The organism is Chryseobacterium mulctrae, assembly GCF_006175945.1.
Lineage (GTDB): Bacteria > Bacteroidota > Bacteroidia > Flavobacteriales > Weeksellaceae > Chryseobacterium > Chryseobacterium mulctrae.
Map to the genome: position 1 here is coordinate 2901959 of NZ_VAJL01000001.1, position 23598 is coordinate 2925556.

At 36.0% G+C, this 23598-nt stretch carries 16 protein-coding genes; 14 read left to right on the forward strand and 2 right to left on the reverse strand.

Annotated elements, in window-relative coordinates:
• Window positions 1-225 precede the first annotated feature (225 nt).
• From FDY99_RS13370 to FDY99_RS13420, 11 genes are all read left to right on the forward strand, one after another.
• On the forward strand, window positions 226-1740 hold the full coding sequence (locus tag FDY99_RS13370; protein WP_139422137.1) for a hypothetical protein: 1515 nt from the start codon (window positions 226-228) through the stop codon (window positions 1738-1740).
• A gap of 40 nt (window positions 1741-1780) precedes the next feature.
• The gene (locus FDY99_RS13375) at window positions 1781-4288 is read left to right on the forward strand and encodes a thrombospondin type 3 repeat-containing protein (protein ID WP_139422139.1); all 2508 of its coding nucleotides are present in this window, start codon (window positions 1781-1783) and stop codon (window positions 4286-4288) included.
• On the forward strand, window positions 4289-4378 hold the full coding sequence (locus FDY99_RS23705) for a T9SS type A sorting domain-containing protein (protein WP_139422141.1): 90 nt from the start codon (window positions 4289-4291) through the stop codon (window positions 4376-4378).
• A gap of 219 nt (window positions 4379-4597) precedes the next feature.
• Entirely contained in the window at window positions 4598-5293 is a 696-nt protein-coding gene (locus FDY99_RS13385; protein WP_139422143.1) for a hypothetical protein, read from the forward strand.
• An 18-nt stretch (window positions 5294-5311) separates the two neighbouring features.
• The gene (locus FDY99_RS13390) at window positions 5312-6016 is read left to right on the forward strand and encodes a hypothetical protein (protein ID WP_139422145.1); all 705 of its coding nucleotides are present in this window, start codon (window positions 5312-5314) and stop codon (window positions 6014-6016) included.
• A gap of 403 nt (window positions 6017-6419) precedes the next feature.
• On the forward strand, window positions 6420-6851 hold the full coding sequence (locus tag FDY99_RS13395; RefSeq protein ID WP_139422146.1) for a hypothetical protein: 432 nt from the start codon (window positions 6420-6422) through the stop codon (window positions 6849-6851).
• 17 nt (window positions 6852-6868) lie between these two features.
• Window positions 6869-7450 carry a hypothetical protein gene (locus tag FDY99_RS13400; RefSeq protein ID WP_139422149.1) on the forward strand — a complete coding sequence of 194 codons (582 nt, stop codon included), beginning with the start codon at window positions 6869-6871 and terminating at the stop codon, window positions 7448-7450.
• Window positions 7451-7861: 411 nt separating this feature from the next.
• Entirely contained in the window at window positions 7862-11683 is a 3822-nt protein-coding gene (gene rpoB / locus FDY99_RS13405; RefSeq protein WP_139422151.1) for a DNA-directed RNA polymerase subunit beta, read from the forward strand.
• 84 nt (window positions 11684-11767) lie between these two features.
• A complete protein-coding gene (rpoC, locus tag FDY99_RS13410) occupies window positions 11768-16033 on the forward strand; it encodes a DNA-directed RNA polymerase subunit beta' (RefSeq protein ID WP_139422153.1) in 4266 nt (1421 codons plus the stop codon).
• 85 nt (window positions 16034-16118) lie between these two features.
• A complete protein-coding gene (locus FDY99_RS13415) occupies window positions 16119-16427 on the forward strand; it encodes a DUF3467 domain-containing protein (protein ID WP_066676059.1) in 309 nt (102 codons plus the stop codon).
• 235 nt (window positions 16428-16662) lie between these two features.
• Window positions 16663-17940 (forward strand): alkaline phosphatase family protein, encoded by a 1278-nt coding sequence (locus tag FDY99_RS13420; RefSeq protein ID WP_139422154.1) that lies wholly within the window; start codon window positions 16663-16665, stop codon window positions 17938-17940.
• Between the two features lie 121 nt (window positions 17941-18061).
• Here FDY99_RS13420 and FDY99_RS13425 read toward each other — a convergent pair whose 3' ends face one another.
• The gene (locus tag FDY99_RS13425) at window positions 18062-18946 is read right to left on the reverse strand and encodes an NmrA family NAD(P)-binding protein (RefSeq protein WP_139422156.1); all 885 of its coding nucleotides are present in this window, start codon (window positions 18944-18946) and stop codon (window positions 18062-18064) included.
• A gap of 80 nt (window positions 18947-19026) precedes the next feature.
• Between FDY99_RS13425 and FDY99_RS13430 the strand changes: the two genes are divergently transcribed.
• Entirely contained in the window at window positions 19027-19389 is a 363-nt protein-coding gene (locus FDY99_RS13430; RefSeq protein WP_139422158.1) for a winged helix-turn-helix transcriptional regulator, read from the forward strand.
• Window positions 19390-19541: 152 nt separating this feature from the next.
• Here the strand turns inward: FDY99_RS13430 and FDY99_RS13435 are convergent, their stop codons facing one another.
• Complete coding sequence (locus FDY99_RS13435) at window positions 19542-20594, reverse strand: NAD(P)-dependent alcohol dehydrogenase (protein WP_139422160.1); 1053 nt, start codon at window positions 20592-20594, stop codon at window positions 19542-19544.
• Window positions 20595-20947: 353 nt separating this feature from the next.
• Between FDY99_RS13435 and FDY99_RS13440 the strand changes: the two genes are divergently transcribed.
• Both FDY99_RS13440 and FDY99_RS13445 read left to right on the forward strand, forming a co-directional pair.
• A complete protein-coding gene (locus tag FDY99_RS13440) occupies window positions 20948-21850 on the forward strand; it encodes a helix-turn-helix domain-containing protein (RefSeq protein WP_139422162.1) in 903 nt (300 codons plus the stop codon).
• Between the two features lie 255 nt (window positions 21851-22105).
• On the forward strand, window positions 22106-23440 hold the full coding sequence (locus tag FDY99_RS13445) for a carboxylesterase family protein (protein WP_139422164.1): 1335 nt from the start codon (window positions 22106-22108) through the stop codon (window positions 23438-23440).
• The last annotated feature ends 158 nt before the right edge of the window (window positions 23441-23598 follow it).

The window sequence follows — 23598 nt, forward strand, 5'->3', positions numbered from 1 at the left end:
AAATTATCTATTACTTATGATTTACTACTTTCAATACATATTACAAAGCACAAGTTGGGATTTGAACTAATGTGATCGACTGAATTTTAGTGAATTTTACTATAATAAATACTTTTATATAATCAAATTTTTATACAAAAAAAGATAATCCTTTTGCTTATTCGTAAGTAAAAGATGAATTCTTCTGCACTTTAAAACACACAAAAAACAACAAATATATCATTAATGAAAAACAAATTATTAACACTTACGGTTTTATCTTTTACAGGATACTTTGCGCATGCACAGGTTAGTATTAATACAACATCTCCAACTGCTATGTTAGATGTGGTTTCCAAAGGAAATACATCTGCAACTAAAGCTTTAGAAATTAATAACTCTTCTGATATTGAGATGGTTACTGTACTTAATAACGGAAATGTAGGAATTAATGTTCCTAATCCTGCAGTTAAACTTCATATCGTGTCGACGGCTGGAGCAGGTTTTCAATTAGTCGACGGTTCGCAGGCTGCCAATAAAGTTCTGACCTCTGATGATAATGGTGTCGGTACATGGAAGACAGTTTCTTCTGGAGCTGCAAGTATTACAGGGACTGAGCCAATAACTGCTTCTACAGCTTCTGGTGTAACCACTGTTGGAATAAATAGAAATAGCATTACAGAGGGAACAAGTGTAGCTAATACAGGTGATGCTTTCGTTTTATCAGGAGGAATTGCTAATTCTATAGTGGGAGGGAGTAATGTTAATTTAACAATTAATAATACAGCCCCACTTTGGAATGCAAATCAATTGCAGGGGATTCCTTTAAGTAACACGGCTCCAACAACTACACAGGTTTTAACGTATAACGGAACCACATGGGCACCTGCAGCATTGCCTGCACTGTCTAGCGCTTGGGCGACAACAGGAAATACAGGAATTACGGCAACGGGTGCTCTGTTAGGTGCTACAATTTCATCTGGGAATTTTTTAGGAACAATAGAAGACCAAAGTTTGGTTTTTGCCACTTTTAACAAAGTGAAAGCTATTTTAGATACCAATGGAAACATGAAAGGAGGAAATTCCAATACATCAGCCCCTTATGCTTCTTTTGCATGGGGATCTAATAATAATCTGGTAAATAATACATCCTCTAATGTTGCATTAGGAAGAAATAATAGTGTTTCGGCTCAAGGAGGAGCTTTTCCTGGAGCAGCTGTAGGTTATAACAATTATGCAATCAATGGAGCTAAAGCTATCGGGAATAATAATGGAATAAGGATTAGCGATGGTGCCATACTAAATTTGAGTGGGTCGAGTGCTTTAGCATTTGGTAATGATAACTACGGTAGTGGTATTGCGATAGGTAATCAGAATTCTACAGATGGATTTGCCTTAGGTACTGCTAACACCGTAGGTCCTAATAATTTTGCTTTTGGTATTTCTAACACAGCAATTGTAGGTTCCAAATTTATGGTGTTTGGTGTTAATGGTACTGCGGCTGGAGATCAATCAGTTTATGCAAACAAATCACATGCTTTTTATGGGCAAGCAAATGCCACAACTACGATTGTGGGTATTAATATGGCGCCTACAGCAGATGCAACCAAAGGGGCAGCTATTCAGATAAAAGGTTTTGGGGCAACTTTAGGTGATTCATGTACTCCAGCTGATGAAGGCGCAATTCGTTATAATTCTACAGCAAAAGTGCATGAAGGGTGTAATGGAACAATTTGGAAAGCTTTTTATACTAATCCTTAAAAATAAACACAATCCTTAAAAATAAAAAACAAATAAAAAAATGGCAAAAAAATTATTCGAGAAAATGTCGTCTATGCTTCTGGTATTCATAATGTCAATAATGACATTTGCCCAACAGGGCTATGAACCTATCCGAGGGATGGGTGTAGAGGCAAAACCTGTAAATAATTCAGGGATCTGCTTGGCATGCTATAACGGAAGTATGAACCCGGTAATAGATGCCAGTTTAAGCAATAGTGTAAGCATGGGGAACTTTGCTTCACTGTTAAGTGGAAACGGTATATCTGTTAAAAATACAAACACTACATATCCGGCAGGATATATTACAGGATTTAATGTTGATCTTGGAGCAAGTTTTATTACTATAGATTTATTAAGCTCATTAAGAATCAGTACTTATAAAAATGGAATATTGCAGGAGTCTACTACAAGCAGTACATTATTATCAGTACCCGCATTTGGCGGAAATAAAAACAGAGTTTTCCTTCACTTTAAGACTACAAAAGAATTTAATGAAGTAAGATTGTATCAGACTAATGTGTTGTCTGTATTCAGTGCAATGAATATATATTATGCATTTGCATTTGATGCTGCTAAAATACCAGTTGATAACAATGCTGTCTGTGATGATATTATTGCAGGAAGCGGTGTAGACGGAAATATATCAGGTAGCAGCAGCTTTTTAGCCCCGCTTTCTTATGTTCAGAATAGAGAGAAGATTGGCGATGGAGATAAGTCTTCTTATGGATCTATTGTTTTACCTGTAGGTCTGTTAGGGTCTTACTCTGTAGGCTTATTAGATAAAAATCAGGTTTATCCGGCTGGTAACAGAGCAGGGTTTGTTATTGAGCCTGATGATCAGGGCAAAATATTAAGTGCTGAATTTTTAAAAAATATTACAATAGAAACTTATTTATTTGGACAGCTTCAGGATTCGAAGAGTTTATCTGATGGCGGAGGTTTAATAAATATTAAAGTTCTTAGCTATGGGTCAGGGAAACAAAAAGTTACCTTAACATCTACTAAGCCTTTTAACGAAATAAGACTTAAAATAACTCAGACTTTAGGTTTTAATTTAGGAAGCCTAAAAGTGTATTATGCTTTCGAGGAACTTCAAAGTTGTGACTGTAATGAATATATTCAGACTTCTGGTTCTTCAAGAGTAGGAGAGATTGTATCTGGTACCTCTTGGACAGGTGCTTATGGAGGACTTATTTTCGGAGGCCTGCTTAAAGCTACCCTTTCTAATCCATACAATGTTACGGATGCTAATCAGACAAATTTTGCTACAATTGGTATGCCTTTAGTATCTATTTTGACTGGAGCGAGATTGACTGTAAAAAGCAATACTGGACTATATCCGGCTAATACATTTGGAGGATTTACATTAGAAAAAACAGCAAGTTTTATTTCTGTAGATATTTTAAAGACTATTAATGTAATTTTCTATAACGGAACAACTGAAACTGAAAGAAAATCAGGAGGACAGCTTCTGAGCGGAGATCTTCTTGTGAGCTCTTCTAATAGATTCTATGTTGGATTTAACTCTACTAAGCCATTCGATAGAATGAAGATTGAAATAAGTAATCCCCTTGGCGCAGGCCTTCTTCAATCATATATGATATACAATGCTTTCGTGCAGCTAGATGATGATGGTGATGGTGTGCCTAATTGTAATGATAAATGTGCGAATGGTAATGATAATATCGATAATAACGGAAATGGTATTCCGGATTGTGCAGAAGGATGTACAGCAGTAAATGATAAATCAAATACTATAGATACAGACGGAGATGGTATTATGGATGCATGTGATTTAGATGCTGATAATGACGGTATACCTGATAATACTGAAGATATTAATGGTAATGGTGAGTTTACTGATGATGATGCAGAAGGCAATATTCTTGTTACGCCTAATTTAGGAGATGGGATTTCTAACTACCTAGATTTAGATTCAGATAATGATGGGATTTTAGATTTATTTGAATCAGGTATTCCAATATCTATAATTAATCAGATTGATGCAGATCATAACGGAATAATTGACAGCACTGTTCCTGTAGGAAAAAATGGTATTGCAGATATTTTAGAAACTTCAATAGATTCTGGGATTTTAAAACCTGAATACAGAGCCAAAGATACAGACGGAGATGGTAGACTTGATTTTGTTGATTTGACTTCTAATGGTGTTGATTTTGATTTATATGCTATTGGAAAAGAAGATCTAGATAATCTAGGTTTTGGATTTATTTCTAGAATTAATGATGCAGATAAAGACGGTATTCAGGCTCTTGTAGATACGGCTCTTTTAAAAAGAGGAGCTCCTGGCTCTCCACTTTCTCCATATGCTTCATCATTGAAAAATGCTGCAAAAGGATCAGGTATTTCAGAAATTGAAAATGTTGCTGTTGATGCCAAAATTTATCCTAATCCTGTAAAATCTGGCGAAAATCTCAATATTCAGACTAAAGAAGAAGGTACTTACACGTTATTCTCTTTACAGGGGCAACTGATTAAAACAGATAAGTTCAAAGGGAATACTTAGGTGAATACTTCTTCACTGCCTGCAGGAATTTATATTATTAAAATAGAGACTGGCTCCGCTGTTAAATCTTATAAAGTTATTGTAAAGTAATTCTTTTTTAAACAGCTTTATTAACATAATAAAAAACCGTTCATTTTGAACGGTTTTTTTATGTGAAAATGTTAAATAAATATAATTGATGTTTGTTTTTTTTAGTATTTTTGAAAAACACAAAGAGCAAGTAGGTATTTGTACTAAATTACAATAATATGGTACAATTAGGCTATAATAATAAAATATTACCCAATTAAAATAACCAAATTCAGTATTATGAAAATAAAATTACTTTTAAAAATAGTGTTTTTATTAACATTTTTTAGTGTTATTAAAACGAATGCCCAAATGACGTGTACACCCACCAATTATAATGATATTACAATCATGAATACAACTGGGGGGACGAATACAACCGATGGACTTAAGATAGAAATTTCAGGTGCTGGGAATTTGCAGATTTCCAGAGAAGGAAAATTTCAGATTTATAATAGTGCTCTTTCAACATTCTTTTCTACTCCGAATACTACAACTAGTACTACAAATGGATTAATCTTTGTAATTGGAACTACCGTGTATACAACAGGGTCATTAGGCTCAGGAACTAGTTTAACACCGATATCAAGCACATGTAATAATACGGGAAATAACTATGAGCATGTAATTAATTTTTCCATTACTAAAAGCGGTTTGGTGTATGGTCTTAGACTTACTTACTCATATACCTATCCTAATGCATTTTTTACAGTGAAATATGATGTTATTATTCCTGCCGGAAATTCTGAACTTGTAAAATTATCACAAGGTTGGGATACTTATCTCGATGGCGGAGATAGAGGTCCTGGTTTTGTCAGCGGAATGGGTGCTAACCTTACAATGGGGACACAAAAAACAGTAAGCGGGCAGGTTGTTTATGAGGCGTTTAAATATAAAAGCGGGAAAGCCTGGGATGGTTATTATTCGGCGAGCTAATCAAATTTGAATTCCAATTTGAGTAGTAATTCTTATATATTCAATAAAACAATAGATACCAATGCTAATACTGATAATGGTATTGGTATTTCAATAAACTATGGCTCTGCTTCTGGTGCTTTTTCTACGACTAATGATGTTATATTCAGATGTAATGCTCCAGTGGTAGCTCCGGCATTTAGTTCTGCTAGCGCTGTTATAGCATGTGGTTCCACTATCAATTTAAAAAGCAATTATACAGGAACGGCTGAAGCTTCTCTTCCTGCCGGCGTAACACTAGATTTCTATGACTCTCTGGGTAATAAAATTACAAACCCTACAGCAGTTTCCACTCCGGGTACATATGTTGCTTATTATTCTGATGCTAATAATGCAGGATGTACTTCGCCTGCTACAACGTTGACGGTAACGGCTGCAAACTGCTGTGCAACAGCGCCTACTTTAACGGCAACTACTATTACAAATGTCTGCCCGTCACAAACCGTTAATCTGAACAGTTTATATTCCGGAACACTGCCTGCAGGGGTTACTTTAGAATGGTATACCAATAATACTCATGCAGGATCACCCGTTGCTACCCCTACGGCAGTTGCTGCTGCCGGAACGTATTATGCGTTTCTGAATAATACAGCCGGAGCTTGTTATAGTCCTGCATCTGTAGCGGTTACATTTACAAAAACGGCCTGCTGTTTGGCGGGTACCGTGGCTCCAGTAATTAACTAAAAAGTGAAATCAAATGATTAAGATATTTTCATATAAGAATCTGTTGACTGCGCTTTTTACATTAGTGCTCTACAGTAGTGGCTGGTCACAGACTGTAGTAAATTTAAATACTCACTATTCAGGTACTCCGCCTTCCGGAACTGTATTTGAATGGCATAGTGGACTGCCGGTTTCGGGGAGTAATCTGCTGACAACGGCACAGGCTGGTGCTGTGATTCCTGGGAATTATTATGGCGTTTTTTATGATAGTGTAAGCAACTGTTATAGCCCGAGTATAAAAGTAAAAGTAGTGACCAATACCTGCCCCGTATTAACTGTCGACCTTACCCAATATGCAGGCTCAGCAGCCCCTTCGGGTAGTGTATTAGAGTGGCATACAAGTAGTACACCTTCTAATGCTAATTTGGTAGCTGCTCCCAATGCTGTAGGTAACGGCATATATTGGGCGGTTTTTCATGATACGCTAAATAATTGTTACAGTCCTGTATCTTCCCCTGTGATAGTGGCTGTAGGTCCTTGTGCATGTTATAAACCTGCGGTAGCAGGTGGAACACTAATAGAGCTGGGCACTGCAACTGGTATTACTTCTTTGAATAGAGCTAGTGCGAACGGCTGGCCTACGGTAAGAAAAGGAGCATGGCTAGCTTTGGAGTCTAAAACAAAAGGGTTTGTTCCGAACAGGTTGACATCTCTTCAGGTTGCGCAAATACCTGTTGCTGATCTTGTTGAAGGAATGATGGTTTACAATAAAGACTTAGACTGTTTGCAGATTAATATCGATGGTACAGCATCTGGTTGGAAGTGTTTTCTTACACAGACTTGCCCTGACTATTAACTCTAAATATTAATAGAATGAATAAAAATATAGCATTTATCATAGCTTTTGTTTTTTCAATTCCAGTTTTCTCGCAGGTAGCAATTGGTAAACCCAGTGTTGCAAATGGAAAAATTTCTCTGGAATTTGGAATTAGTGATCCAACGAATGGACATAAAGGATTACTCCTTCCTTGGGTGTCGACTGTTGTAGGAACGCCTAATGCAAGTTATACAGGGGTATTGAGCCCGGTGGAGGGAACAATGATTTATGATGTTTCAGATCATAAAGTAAAAGTAAAGTATGTGGCAGGTTGGAGAGATTTGTCGGTTGATACCTCCGGAACGACGGTAGATCCTTTAACGAGCGTGGATGGAATGGTTATCCAGAATGCTTTTGCTGAAGATCCTGGTGCGAGAGTGAGTATCGGAACGGGAGTTCCTTCTCAGGTTTCTGGAATCTTGGTTTTGGAGGATGCTGATAAAGCTATGGTGCTGCCAAAGGCCGCTAGCCCACATCTTAATATTGTGAATCCTGCTCCGGGTTTGATGGTTTATGATACTGTCAAAAAACAGCTGGCTGTATTCAATGGAAAAGTTTGGACTTTTTGGAAGCCATAAATCAAGAAAATTAATTTTTGAATATTTAACCACTTCATTTAGAAGTGGTTTTTTGTTGCGTGAAAAAAAATAAATTTTGTATATTTGCAGTCTCTTTTGGCGCTAAAAATTAAACATATTACGGTAAAATATTGAAAATCAGCTCTTTCGTTAATTTGAAAGGGTCTTCTGTGTTTTTGCTGTAATTACGGTTTTTTCGTCGTTAGATAAAAATAAAAATATTTTGCATTACACTGTGAAAAGATATACCAGTGTTGCAGTTAGAAAGAGATATGTATAAAGTAGTAAGAGCCAAGGTCTTTCGTGAGCGCCAAAAACACTTCTTCCTTTTCACTTTTGCCTTTTACCTTTCTTTTTTCTGATATTTTTGAATAAAAACAAAATATTTTTTAACCCTTTCTTAAAAGTTTTATGAGTAAAACAACATCAACAACTAGGGGAGTTGAGAGAATTAATTTCTCTTCGGCTAAAGGAAAAATCATTACTCCGGATTTCTTAGATATCCAGTTAGAGTCATTTAAAGATTTTTTCCAGCTAGACACACTTCCTGAGGACAGAAAGAAAGAAGGTTTGCACAAAACCTTCCAAGAAAACTTTCCAATTACCGATTCTAGAAACCAATTTGTATTGGAATTCTTAGATTATTTGGTAGATTCTCCACGTTATTCAATCAATGAATGTGTGGAAAGAGGTTTAACGTATTCAGTTCCTCTAAAAGCGAGACTTAAATTGTATTGTACAGATCCTGAACATGAAGATTTTCAAACAGTTGTACAAGATGTATATTTAGGTCCGGTTCCTTACATGACAGATAGTGGTTCTTTCATTATCAATGGAGCAGAGCGTGTTATTGTAACTCAGTTACACAGATCTCCGGGTGTATTCTTCGGACAGACTTACCACGCAAACGGAACAAAATTGTATTATTCAAGAATTATCCCTTTCAAAGGATCTTGGATGGAATTTACTACCGATATCAACAGCGTAATGTACGCGTATATCGACCGTAAGAAAAAATTACCTTTAACAACTCTATTAAGAGCAATCGGTTTTGAATCTGATAAAGACATTCTTCAGATCTTTGACCTTGCTGAAGAAGTGAAAGTTTCTAAAGCTGCCCTTAAAAAAGTAGAAGGTAGAACTTTGGCTGCGAGAGTATTGAACACTTGGTTCGAAGATTTCGTAGACGAAGACACTGGTGAGGTTGTTTCTATTGAAAGAAACGAAATCATCTTAGATAGAGAAACGATTCTTGAAAAAGAACATTTAGATCTTATTTTGGATGCAGGTGTGAAATCTATCTTGATTCACAAAGAAAATGCAAATGAATTCTCTATCATCCAGAATACATTACAAAAAGACCCTACCAACTCTGAAAAAGAAGCGGTAGAATATATTTATCGTCAGTTAAGAAATGCAGATCCACCAGATGAGGAAACTGCAAGAGGAATTATCGAAAAATTATTCTTCTCTGAGCAAAGATATTCATTAGGAGAAGTAGGACGTTACAGACTAAACAAAAAGTTAGGTCTTAATATCCCTACTACAACTGAGGTTCTTACAAAAGAAGATATTATTGCGATTGTAAGACACTTAATCGAATTGGTAAACTCTAAAGCTGAGGTTGATGATATCGACCACTTATCAAACAGAAGAATTAAAACTGTTGGTGAGCAATTGGCAGGACAGTTCGGTGTAGGTCTTTCTAGAATTGCAAGAACAATCAAGGAAAGAATGAACGTTAGAGATAACGAAATCTTTACTCCTCTTGATCTTGTTAATGCTAAAACTTTAACATCAGTAATTAACTCATTCTTTGGTACCAACCAGCTTTCTCAGTTCATGGACCAAACCAACCCATTGTCAGAAATCACGCACAAGCGTAGACTTTCTGCTCTAGGACCTGGTGGTTTATCAAGAGAAAGAGCAGGTTTCGAGGTACGTGACGTTCACCATACTCACTATGGTAGAATTTGTCCTATCGAAACTCCTGAAGGACCAAACATTGGTTTGATTTCATCTTTAGGTATTTATGCTAAAATCAATACTTTAGGTTTCATCGAAACTCCATATAGAAAAGTAAGCGAAGGTACTGTAGATTTAAATGCAGATCCTATCTACTTAAACGCGGAAGACGAAGAAGATAAAGTAATTGCTCAGGCAAACGTTGAGTTGAATGACAATGGTACATTTATCACAGACAGAATTATTGCTCGTCTAGATGGTGATTATCCTGTAGTTGAGCCTTCTGAAGTTAACTTGATCGACGTTGCACCAAACCAGATTTCTGGTATTTCAGCCTCATTAATTCCATTCTTAGAGCATGATGATGCGAACCGTGCATTGATGGGATCAAACATGATGCGTCAGGCAGTTCCTTTGTTGAAGCCACAAGCTCCAATCGTAGGTACAGGTCTGGAACAGCAAGTTGCAAAAGATTCTAGAATTTTGATCAACGCTGAAGGTACAGGTACTGTTGAGTATGTTGATGCAGACAAGATTACAATTAAATATGAAAGAAGCGAAGACGAAGATTTAGTATCATTCGAATCTGCTACGAAAACATATAACCTTACGAAGTTTAGAAAAACTAACCAGAGTACAACAATTACCCTAAGACCAAACGTAAGAGTAGGTGATGTAGTGGAAAAAGGACAAGTACTTTGCGACGGTTATGCTACTGAAAAAGGAGAATTGGCTCTTGGTAGAAACTTAGTAGTTGCGTTCATGCCTTGGAAGGGTTACAACTTTGAGGATGCGATCGTAATCAACGAAAAAGTTGTACGTGAAGACTGGTTTACTTCAATCCACGTAGATGAGTATTCTCTTGAAGTTCGTGATACCAAATTAGGTATGGAAGAATTGACAGCAGATATTCCTAACGTTTCTGAAGAAGCTACAAAAGATCTTGATGAGAACGGAATGATCAGAATCGGTGCTGAAGTGAAGCCTGGTGATATCATGATTGGTAAGATTACTCCAAAAGGTGAATCTGACCCAACTCCTGAAGAAAAACTTCTTAGAGCAATCTTTGGTGATAAAGCTGGTGATGTAAAAGATGCTTCATTGAAAGCAGATTCTTCATTAAGAGGTGTTGTTATCAACAAAAAATTGTTCTCTAGAAACATTAAAGATAAAAAGAAAAGAACTGAAGAAAAACTTAAACTTGAAGAGATTGAAAACACTTACAAGGCTAAGTTTGACGAGTTAAGAAATAGTTTAATTGAAAAATTAAATACTCTTGTTAGCGGTAAAACTTCTCAGGGAGTTACCAACGACTTAGATGAAGAAATCATCGGTAAGGGTATGAAATTTACTCATAAATTATTGACATCAGTTGAAGATTACGTTAACGTAAGCGGTGCAGATTGGACTGTTGACAACGATAAGAATGAATTGATCAAACAATTAATTCACAACTATAAAATCAAATTCAACGATATTCAGGGAGTTAAAAACCGTGAGAAATTCGCAATTTCTATCGGAGATGAGCTTCCGGCAGGTATCATGAAGTTGGCTAAAGTTTATATCGCTAAAAAACGTAAACTAAACGTTGGAGATAAAATGGCAGGTCGTCACGGTAACAAAGGTATCGTTTCGAGAATCGTTCGTGAAGAAGATATGCCATTCCTAGAAGACGGAACACCGGTAGATATCGTATTGAATCCACTTGGGGTACCTTCTCGTATGAACATTGGTCAGATCTACGAAACCGTTCTTGGATGGGCAGGTAGAAAATTAGGATTGAAGTTTGCTACGCCAATCTTTGACGGAGCAAGTCTTGATCAGATTACTGAGTACACTGAGAAAGCAGGAGTTCCTAAATTCGGTCACACTCACCTTTATGATGGTGGTACCGGAGAAAGATTTACTCAGGCTGCAACAGTTGGTATCATCTATATGTTGAAATTAGGACACATGGTTGATGACAAAATGCACGCACGTTCTATCGGACCTTACTCATTGATTACTCAACAGCCATTAGGAGGTAAAGCTCAGTTTGGAGGTCAGAGATTCGGAGAGATGGAGGTTTGGGCTCTTGAAGCATTTGGAGCATCAAATATCTTGAGAGAGATCCTTACTGTGAAGTCAGATGACGTGATTGGTAGAGCAAAAACTTATGAAGCGATTGCGAAAGGAGAAGCAATGCCTGAACCAGGTATTCCTGAATCTTTCAATGTACTACTTCACGAGTTACAAGGTCTTGGATTAGACGTAAGACTAGAGGAATAATTTTAAATTTTAAATTATAAATGTTGAATGGCAACATTCAAAAATTAATCTAAAATCTAAAATCTAAAATTTAAAATCTAACAAATGTCAAATAAAAATAAATCAAGTAGATTTAATAAAATAACCATCGGTTTAGCTTCACCAGAGTCTATTTTACAGGACTCAAGAGGGGAGGTTCTTAAGCCGGAAACTATTAACTACAGAACGCACAAGCCTGAAAGAGACGGTTTGTTCTGTGAAAAAATCTTCGGTCCTATCAAAGATTACGAATGTGCTTGTGGTAAATACAAGAGAATTCGTTACAAAGGGATCGTTTGTGACCGTTGTGGTGTAGAGGTTACGGAGAAAAAAGTACGTAGAGAAAGAATCGGACATATTGGTTTGGTTGTTCCTATTGCGCACATTTGGTATTTCCGTTCTTTACCAAACAAAATCGGTTACCTTTTAGGTATTCCTTCCAAGAAATTGGATATGATTATCTATTACGAAAGATATGTGGTAATTCAACAAGGTATTGCTAAGAAATTAGACGGTGCTGATTTTGACCACATGGAATTCCTTACAGAAGAAGAATACCTTGATATCATGGAAACTCTTCCTGTAGAAAACCAGTATCTTGATGATTCAGATCCAAACAAATTTATCGCTAAAATGGGTGCTGAAGCTGTTGAGGAACTATTAAAAAGAATCGATCTTGATGCATTGTCTTTCGACTTGAGACACAAAGCTCACAACGAAGGTTCTAAGCAAAGAAGAACAGAAGCTCTAAAAAGATTGAACGTTGTAGAAGCATTAAGAGGTGCTAATACAAGAATGATCAACAGACCAGAGTGGATGATCATGCGTGTACTTCCTGTTATCCCACCAGAACTAAGACCATTAGTTCCATTGGATGGAGGACGTTTCGCAACTTCTGACTTGAATGACCTTTATAGAAGAGTTATTATCAGAAATAACCGTTTGAAGAGATTATTGGAGATCAAAGCTCCTGAAGTAATCTTGAGAAACGAGAAGCGTATGCTTCAGGAATCAGTAGATTCATTATTCGATAACACAAGAAAATCTTCTGCAGTAAAATCTGAATCAAACAGACCATTGAAATCACTTTCAGATTCATTGAAAGGTAAGCAAGGTCGTTTCCGTCAGAACTTACTAGGGAAAAGGGTAGATTACTCGGCGCGTTCGGTAATTGTTGTAGGTCCAAACTTACAGCTTCACGAATGTGGTATTCCTAAAGATATGGCAGCTGAGCTTTACAAACCGTTTATCATCAGAAAACTGATTGAAAGAGGAATTGTAAAAACAGTAAAATCTGCAAAAAGAATTATCGACAGAAAAGAACCAGTAGTTTATGATATTCTAGAAAACGTGATGAAAGGTCACCCTGTTTTACTAAACAGAGCACCTACGCTTCACAGACTGGGTATCCAGGCTTTCCAACCTAAGATGATTGAAGGTAAGGCAATCCAACTACACCCGTTAGTAACAACAGCATTCAACGCCGATTTCGATGGTGACCAGATGGCGGTACACTTACCGTTGGGTCCTGAAGCGATCCTTGAAGCTCAGTTATTGATGTTAGGTTCTCAAAATATCTTGAACCCTGCAAACGGATCTCCAATTACAGTACCATCTCAGGACATGGTTCTGGGGCTTTATTTCATGACCAAAGAATTGAGCTCTACTGAGACAATGAAAGTAAAAGGTGAAGGTCTTGCATTCTACTCTCCGGAAGAAGCGGAAATCGCTTATGCTGAAGGTAGAGTTTCATTGAACGCTAAAGTAAGATGTAGACTTCCTATTAAAGAAGATGGAGTAATCACTACGAAATTAACTGAAACTTCTGTAGGTAGAATCTTATTCAACCAGATCGTTCCTAAACAGTCAGGATATATTAATGAGCTTCTTACTAAGAAATCATTAAGAAATATTATCGGTAGAGTACTTGCCGATACAGATTTTCCTACTACTGTGAAGTTCTTGGATGCAATGAAAGACTTAGGGTATTCAAATGCATTCAAAGGAGGTCTTTCGTTCTCATTAGGTGACATCGTTGTTCCTGTTGAGAAAAAGAAAATGATCGCTACTTCGATTGAAACAGTTGACGAAATTAGAGCCAACTATAACATGGGTCTAATTACAGATACAGAACGTTATAACCAGGTAATCGACGTTTGGACAAACACCAACGCAGGATTAACTGAAATGATCATGAGCAGAATGAAAACTGACCAAGGTGGTTTCAACTCTGTATACATGATGCTTGACTCTGGAGCAAGGGGTTCTAAGGAACAGATCCGTCAGTTATCAGGGATGAGAGGTTTGATGGCAAAACCGCAAAAAGCTGGTTCTACCGGTGCGGAAATTATCGAAAACCCGATTCTTGCAAACTTTAAGGAGGGTCTTTCCATCTTAGAATACTTTATCTCTACTCACGGTGCTCGTAAAGGTCTTGCGGATACCGCTCTTAAGACTGCCGATGCGGGTTACTTAACGAGAAGATTGGTAGACGTTGCACAAGACGTTATCGTTACAGAAGACGACTGTGGAACTTTAAGAGGTACAGAAGTTACTGCACTTAAGAAAAATGACGAGATCGTTGAAAAGATTTCAGAAAGAATCTTAGGTAGAGTTTCTCTACATAATATTTATGACCCTGAAACAGATGAGTTAATTGCTCAGGCAGATCAGATTATTAATGAATCTTTAGCTAAAAGAATCGAAGAAATCGGTATTGAAGCAGTTGAGGTTCGTTCACCCCTGACTTGTGAAACTAAAAAAGGAATCTGTGCTAAATGTTACGGTAGAAACCTAGCTACGGGTAAGCCAATTCATATGGGTGAAGCTGTAGGGGTTATTGCTGCACAATCAATTGGGGAACCGGGAACTCAGCTTACATTGAGAACTTTCCACCAAGGAGGTGTATCTACAAACGTATCAGAAAACCCTTCAATTATCGCAAGAAGAGATGGTATCGTAGAATTAGATGAAGTAAGAACAATTACTTCTGAAGATGAAAACGGAAACAATGCTGAAGTAGTAGTATCACGTACAACAGAATTTAGATTGGTTGCTGATAATGAAGCTAAAACTCCATTAATGATTGCCAACGTACCTTATGGTGCTATATTAGCTGTAAAACCAGGTGATAAAGTGAAAAAAGGTGATTTAATCTGTAAATGGGATCCGTATAACGCGGTAATTATTGCAGAGACTGCTGGTAAAGTAGAGTATGAAGACATCATCCAAGGTATTTCATTCCAATTAGAAATTGATGAGCAGACTGGTTTCGAAGAGAAAGTAATCTCTGAATCTAGAAATAAGAAAGCCGTACCTACATTAAAAGTAGTAGATTCTAAAGGTGTTGAACAAAAAGGTTACAACTTACCGGTAGGAGCCCACTTAATGGTAAACGATGGTGAAAAAATTAGGGCTGGTAAAGTCTTAATCAAAATCCCAAGAAAAGCTGCTAAGACAGGGGATATTACAGGAGGTCTTCCAAGAGTTACCGAATTATTCGAAGCAAGAAACCCTTCAAACCCAGCGGTTGTTACAGAAATCGATGGGGTAGTTTCTTACGGAAAAATTAAGAGAGGTAACCGAGAATTGATCGTTGAAGCTAAAACTGGTGAAAGAAAAATTTATTTAGTTAAATTATCAAACCAGATTCTAGTACAGGAGAATGACTTCGTAAGAGCTGGTTCGCCACTTTCTGACGGTTCAGTTACTCCAGACGATATCTTGAAGATCAAAGGACCAACTGCGGTTCAGGAATATTTAGTAAATGAAATTCAGGAAGTTTACCGTCTACAAGGGGTGAAAATCGACGATAAACACTTCGAAATCATCGTAAGACAAATGATGACAAAAGTATCAATTGTTGATGGAGGTGATACTCAGTTCCTTGAAGCTGCTCTTGAGCACAAATACGATTTCTTAATGGAAAACAACAGAGTATTTGGTCTTAAAGTAGTTACAGAAGCTGGTGATTCTAAAGAATTTAAACCGGGACAAATGATTACTGCAAGAGAACTAAGAGACGAAAACTCTAAGTTGAAGCGTGAAGATCAGGCTTTAGTTGAAGTAAGAGAAGCTTTACCTGCTACTGCAACACCAGTATTGCAAGGTATTACAAGAGCTGCTCTACAAACTAAGTCGTTCATGTCTGCAGCATCATTCCAGGAAACAACTAAAGTTCTAAACGAAGCAGCAGTTGCTGGTAAAGTAGACAGCTTGAATGGTCTTAAAGAAAATGTAATTGTAGGACACAGAATCCCTGCAGGTACAGGTCTTAAAGAGTATCAAAATGTAATTGTTGGTTCTAAGAAAGAATTCGAAGACCTTAACTAAAATTAATGATTTGAAATTTGAGGTTTGAAATTATTTTTATACTTTCACACTCTCAAATTTCATTTTTAAAAATATAACTTATACAATGGACAATCAAAATCAAAACAACGATCCAAACAACATCAACATCCAACTTAACGAGATGGTAGCTTCAGGAGTTTACTGTAACCTTGCTTTAGTAAACCATTCTCCATCTGAGTTTGTAGTAGATTTCATCCAGCTTATGCCGGGTGTACAGCAAGCTAACGTGAGATCAAGAGTAATCTTGGCTCCGCTTCACGCTAAAAGAGTTTTAGCTGCACTTCAGCAAAACATCACAAACTACGAGCAACAATTCGGAGAAATCAAAGAAGTTGAGCCTTTCGTATTAGGAGGAAACAACGTTAACGCTTAAGGTTTATCTTAAATATATAGAATGCCCCAACTTTCGTTGGGGCATTCTTTTGCTTTAATAACTTTGTTAGATAAAAGAGACTTTTATTATTGCACCTTTTGTATTTGAAATTGTTTCTTTTAATTTTAGGATTGATGACAGAATAAAATGGGGAAAATTTCAGGTTTAATATTTTTTTAACTTACGAAACTTTTTTGTGAAATTTCCTGAGGCTACCTTTGTAAAAAATAAAAGAATGAAGAAAATATTGGCATTTTTAATGCTCACTTCATCACTAACAATATTTGCTCAGATAGGAATTGTAGACACTACTCAAATTGTTATTTCTAATAGTTTTAACGATGCTGAAGCGATACAAAAGCCTTATGTCATCATGATTTCTGCAGATGGTTTTAGATATGATTATGCTAAAAAATACAATGCCCAAAATCTTTTGAAATATTCAAATCAAGGAATTCAGGCAAAAGCAATGACTCCAAGTTATCCAAGTATTACTTTTCCGAATCACTGGACATTAATTACCGGATTATATCCTTCTCATCACGGCTTAATTGATAATTTTTTCTATGATTACCAAAGAAAACAAGCTTACGCAATGAGCAACCGCCAAAACGCTGAAGACGGAAGTTGGTACGGTGGAACTCCACTTTGGAGCTTAGCTGAAAAACAGGGAACAATCAGTGCTTCTTTGCAATGGGTAGGTTCTGCAAGTGATGCAGGTGGAATGAGACCAACATATTATTATCCATATCATGAAAAATTTACACCTTCTGAAAAAGTGGATAAAGTAATTAACTGGCTGAAACTTCCTGAAGATAAAAGGCCGCATTTTATTTCATTATACTTTCCGGAAGTTGACGGTGCGGGACATCGTTTCGGACCAGACACAAAAGAGACAGAAGTGGCTGTTCATTTAGTTGATCATGCGATAGGAGAGTTGGTTCAGAAAGTAAATCAATTAGGCTTAAAAAATGTCAATTTTATCTTCGTTTCCGATCATGGAATGATAAAAGTTGATCGTGGAAATCCACTGGAAATTCCTCAAATGCTTTTTGATAAAAACAGATTCGATTATTATAACTCTCAGACTTTATTAAGAGTTTATGTGAAAAAACCTGATGAGGTAAAGAAAGTTTACAAAGAATTAAAAGCCAATAAAACCGATGATTATGAAGTTTATCTGGATAAAAAATTACCAAAATATTTGCATTTTGCAACGAAAGACGACCGATACAATAGAATAGGACAAATTTTATTGATCCCAAAAGCGCCAAAAATATTTTTAGAAAGAGATAAAAGAACTTCGGTCGGAAAACACGGTTATGATCCTAGAATCGTCCCTGAAATGAAAGCTACATTCTTCGCTTGGGGATTGAATTTTAATAACAACTTAGTAATTGATGAATTTGAGAATATCAATGTTTATCCTTTGGTGGCTGAAATTTTGGGTTTAAAGATCACACAGCCGATTGATGGAAAATTGAAGGTTTTAAAAGAAACACTAAAGAAATAATTCAAGAGTCCCGAAGGGACGATCTACTAAAGGATAGGATAAAATCCTATCAATAAAAAAATCAGCAAATAATTTCGGCGAGCCAAAGGCTCGCCGAAATTATTAAATTAACCAAAAGAAATTAAGCATTAAATTTTTCAGCAAATTCCTTTGCAAATTCTTCTAATTTGATCTCTCCATCAACAACAGAACCGTGCTCAATAAAATCTTTTTGTACAACACCAGCTCTGATTCCTCTTCCCATTTCGGTATACAATTCAGCCATTTCCTGAGGAAGTCCGGCTTGAAGCATTCCGTTTAAAGAATCTTCGTCTTTAAATTCAATCCAAGGAAGGTCGGGTTTACCGATGGCGTTTCCAAAAACTTGAGCAAATTCAGAAGCTGTACGCTCATCACTTACAATATATTTTACATTTTTGCCTTCAAAGTTCTTAACCAATTCTTCAGTTGCTACTTTGGCGATATCAATAGGGTGAACTAACGGAACTTTCGTATCCTGAGGGAAATTAGCACCGATAATTCCTGCATTTTTAATCAATGGAATATCATTAAAGAAGTTCAAATAAAAATATCCGGCTCTTAAAAATGTGACAGAAGTATTTTCCAGTTCATTGTAGAATTTTTCGATGAAATGAAGACCTTTTATTGGTCCGTTTTCCACAGGAGACTCCGCACCGATACTGCTTAACATGACAACTCTCTTTATTCCGGTTTGTTTAATAGCTTCTGCGTAATTTTTTCCTGCATTAATGGTGTTTTCAACAATATTAACCCCGCCCATATTCGGAGGAGTCATTAAAAATGCTGCATTTGCTCCTTCAAAAGTTTTAACTAAAAAATCTAAATCTGCAATAGATCCAATTGCTGCTTTTGCACCTAAAGCTTCTATTTCGTCTTTCTTAGTTTCGTTACTGCTGATTACCGTGATGTCGTTACCTTCGCCAATTAATTGTTGAACAAGTGGTTTTGCTACATTTCCTAATGAACCTGTGATGATAATTTTCATAATAAATATTTTTTTATTTCTGAGAACAAAGGTATATTTGTACATACTTTTATACAAGTACTTACCCTAAAGTATGTATTATGGCAGCTATTAAAGAAAGTTCTACTATTCAGCAGAATAAAAAAATTGCATTAGATCTTTGTCCGGTAACCTATGTGATGGAAAAGATTGGAGGCTATTGGAAACCTATTATTTTATATCATCTTTCAACAAGTGATAAAAGATACAGCGAACTGAAACGTGCAATTCCGGCGATCACAGAAAAAATGCTTATTCAACATTTAAAACAACTTGAAAATGACGGATTAGTCATAAGAACGGCGAAACCTATTGTTCCGCCACACGTTACCTACAATTTAAGCCAATCAGGAAAAGAATTAATTCCCGTCATTCACTCAATGGCAGAATGGGCTTTCAAAGAAATGGAAGGTGAATACAAATAAAATTCCCCTTCTCTGAAGGAATGGATTTTTGCATAAGCAAAAAGACGGGGTTAGTTAATTTTTTCTATTTAAAACTAACAAAGTCAATTATCCTCATAAAACAAAAAAGACTCTCCAAAAATGAAGAGTCTCTTTTATAATTAAATTTGAGATTATAAAGATTTCATATCAATCACAAAACGGTATCTCACATCGCTTTTCAGCATTCTTTCATATGCTTCGTTGATGTCTTGCATTTTAATGATTTCAATTTCAGACACAATATTGTGTTCGCCACAGAAATCAAGCATTTCCTGAGTTTCAGCAATACCTCCGATCACAGAACCTGCAACCGATTTTCTTCCCATGATCATTGGCGGAGTAAATAAACTATCTTCCATCTTGCCGATAAAACCTACCAAAACATGAGTTCCGTTAATCGTTAATGTAGTAATATAAGGATTTACATCATGATCGTAAGGTACAGTGTCGATAATTAAATCAAACTTTCCTTTTACAGAATTCATTTGCTCTTCATCAGTCGAAATAACAACATGATCTGCACCCAATTTTTTAGCATCTTCAGTTTTTCCCGGAGTCCTTGAGAATAAAGTTACTTCAGCTCCCAAACCTTTTGCAAGCTTAATTGCCATGTGTCCCAATCCACCTAATCCTACAACAGCAACCTTAGAATCAGCTCCAACATTCCAATGTCTTAAAGGTGACCAGGTTGTAATTCCTGCACAAAGAAGTGGTGCAACTGCAGCCAAATCTAGATTTGCCGGAATTTTTAAAACATGACCTGCATCTACAACTACTTTTTGAGAATATCCTCCAAAAGTATGACCTCCCAAATGCTTGTCATTTCCATTGTAAGTTCCTGTAAATCCGTTTTCACAATATTGTTCCAAATCATGTTTACAGCTGTTACAATGCCCGCAAGAATCTACTATACAGCCAACTCCTGCAAGATCGCCAACTTTGAATTTAGAAACTTCGCTACCTACTTTTGTTATTTTTCCGATAATTTCATGACCGGGAACAGATGGATATTTTGTTCCGCCCCAATCGTTTCTTGCGGTGTGAAGATCAGAGTGGCAAACTCCGCAATACAGAATTTCAATTTCTATATCATTCGCTGTTACTTCTCTTCTCTCAATATTCATTTCTGCTAAATCGGCAGTTTTAGATTCTGCTCCAAAAGCTTTTACGGTAAATGTGTCCATATTTTTTAATTTAGTTTGATTATACTATTTCTATGTTTTCTAAACTGATTACCTTCAATCAATCATAATTTGAAATGTTCGTGTTCTTTGCTGAGTGAAATCGAAGATTCGACGAAGTCAAACGCCTTTGCGAACGAAAAATATTTTCAAACATTTAAAAAAATTTTGCGCTCTTTGCGTTAAAATCAACTATTATAATTTAAAGAACAGATCATCAATTTTCTGATACAAAAGTCGATACTTTAAATGTAAAAATACTTATATAAATTACAGAATCATTTACCAATTTTACTTACACCCAAAATTGTAGGTCGGAAATTGGTAATTTTGAATTAAAATTAAAAATTTACTTCATGGAAAATCAGGAAGTTGAAATATACAACAGCGTTTCAGAATACAATAAAATGCTGAAGCACGAAACATTGCACCCGATGGTAAGTGTGGTAGATTTTTCTAAATCTGATCCTATTTGTCAACATACAAGACAGTTTGGTTTTTATACTGTTTTTCTGAAAGATGTTATGTGTGGTGATATGCAATACGGAAAGCACAGCTATGATTATCAGGAAGGAACTCTGGTTTTCATCGCTCCGGGACAGACTTATGGGATTTATAATGCAGGAACTTATATTCAGCCTGCAGGTTTTGCCTTAATTTTTCATCCGGATTTATTGAAAGGAACCAATTTGGGAAGAAACATCCGAGACTACAATTTTTTTTCTTATGATGTTCATGAAGCATTGCATCTTTCAGAAAAAGAAAGGGAAATTATTTTGGAATGTTTTAAAAATATAAAATTAGAACTCGAGCAGGCGATTGATAAACATAGCAAATCACTAATTGTTAATAATATTGAACTATTTTTAAATTATTGCATGCGTTTTTACGATCGTCAGTTTATTACACGAGACCACATTAATCAGAATTTTATAGGAAAGTTTGAGAAATCTTTGGATGATTATTTGAAATCTGATAAACCTAAAAATCTGGGCTTTCCAATGGTCAATTATTTTGCCGAACAGCTTAACCTTTCAGCTAATTATTTTGGCGATTTAATTAAAAAGGAGCTCGGAATTTCTGCTCAGGAATTTATTCATAATAAACTGATCGATGTGGCGAAAGATCAGATTTTTGATACATCAAAATCCATCAGTCAAATTTCTTACGATTTGGGATTTAAATATCCGCAGCATTTTACAAGATTATTCAAAAGTAAAGTAGGAGTTTCTCCAAGCGAGTTTAAATCTCTGAATTAAATTTGTGATTAGTTTTTTAATCCAGTATCCGTACTGTGTAAATGATTGAAAATTACGACAAACCTTTGCTGAGTGAAATCCAAGATTCGACAAAGTCAAACGCCTTTGCGAGCTTAAAACAGCTAATTGTTTAAAGAAATCTTTGCGCTCTTTGCGTTAAAATTTTTACTATGATGGAAAACGGATATGCATATTTTTTTAAAACAAAATTTGTAAATTGTAGTTATAAATAAGTTTAAATTTTATTGCGAAACCATGACCGCAAATCAAAATAATTCTAATACTTATACTTTTCAGACGCCCTTCGGAAGAATTTTAGCTTTCAGAGAAAACGGAATTTTAAAAGCTAAAAACATTCGGTATGCTTATTCTGAAAGGTTCAAAAAACCGATTGCTGTTGAACCTTCCGTTTCAGAAATTATTTTTCCTGAAAAAACTCCGGTTTGCCCACAAAATATCAGTCCACTTCTTGAAAAAATGATTAGCAAAACCAATTTAGATGATTTTGAAGTGGATGAATCTCCACAATATATTTCGGTCTTCAGACCTGAAAATTTTAAGGAAAACGAAAAACTATCGGTTATTGTTTGGATTCATGGTGGTTCGTATGAGATTGGTTGCGGTGATATTCTTACGGCAGATCCCAGAGATTGGGTAAAAGAACAAAATGTAATTATTGTTACAGTCTCTTACCGTTTGGGTGTTTTTGGTTTTTTAGGCGGAAACGAAGATAAACCTGCCAATTTAGGTCTGTTTGATTTGATTGAAGCGTTGAAATGGATTAAAAATAATATTGCCTCTTTCGGTGGAGATTCAGAAAATATTACCCTTTTTGGGCAGTCTTCAGGCGGAGATGCAATTGCTCATTTAATGATTTCAGAAGGAACTGAAAATTTGTTTAAAAGAGTAATTATTCACAGCGCTCCTTTAGGTTTAAGGAAGAACCGGCAAAAAATGTCAGCAGAGTTTCTGGAAAATACCCGAATGTTTAACAATAAATCGGATGTTTTAGAAATTATTGAAAACTATAAAAACAATACTCCCTCTTTTTTAAAATATGGCTTAAAAGCTGCAATGCCTTTCGGAACTCAATATGGTTTTCCACCATTGTGCAACGAATGGGAAGCAGAAGAAAAATGGAAATACAAGGCAAAAGAAATCGATGTTTTAATTGGTTTGAATGATGAAGAAACCGCTTTCTACCTGAAAGCTTCTGATACGATCAATAAATATTTTCCCGCAAAAATTATAAACAAAGCAATCCGCACAACAACAGAAATCATTTATGGAAAACCTGCAGCAGATTTTGCTGAAAATTTTTCCAAAGCAGGCGGAAATGTTTATTTGTTTAGAATTTATCCACGTTTTAAAGTTTCCAATTACTTTTTGGGAGCTCATGCTATTGATCTTCCTTTTATTTTTGGTAACGAGTCTGCCTGGAAAAATGCAGGAATTCTAAAAAATATTCCATGGAAATACATGGATGAGAACGGAAAAAAATTAAGAAAACTCTGGACTGAATTTGCCAAAAGTGGAAAAATTTCAGATGATTCAGAAAGACCGGAAATTCTTGAAGTTTCCAAAGTCTAATTTTCTATGAAGCAAATAAAAGAAATCTGCTTAATCTCATAAATCAGCGAGAGAAAATCATTCAGGTTTTTAAAATTTGTTATTTGGAAGTAATCTTTACTGACATAAATAGATTCCACGCTCCACTTCGTTACGCTCTGAATGACAAACTTTGTGAT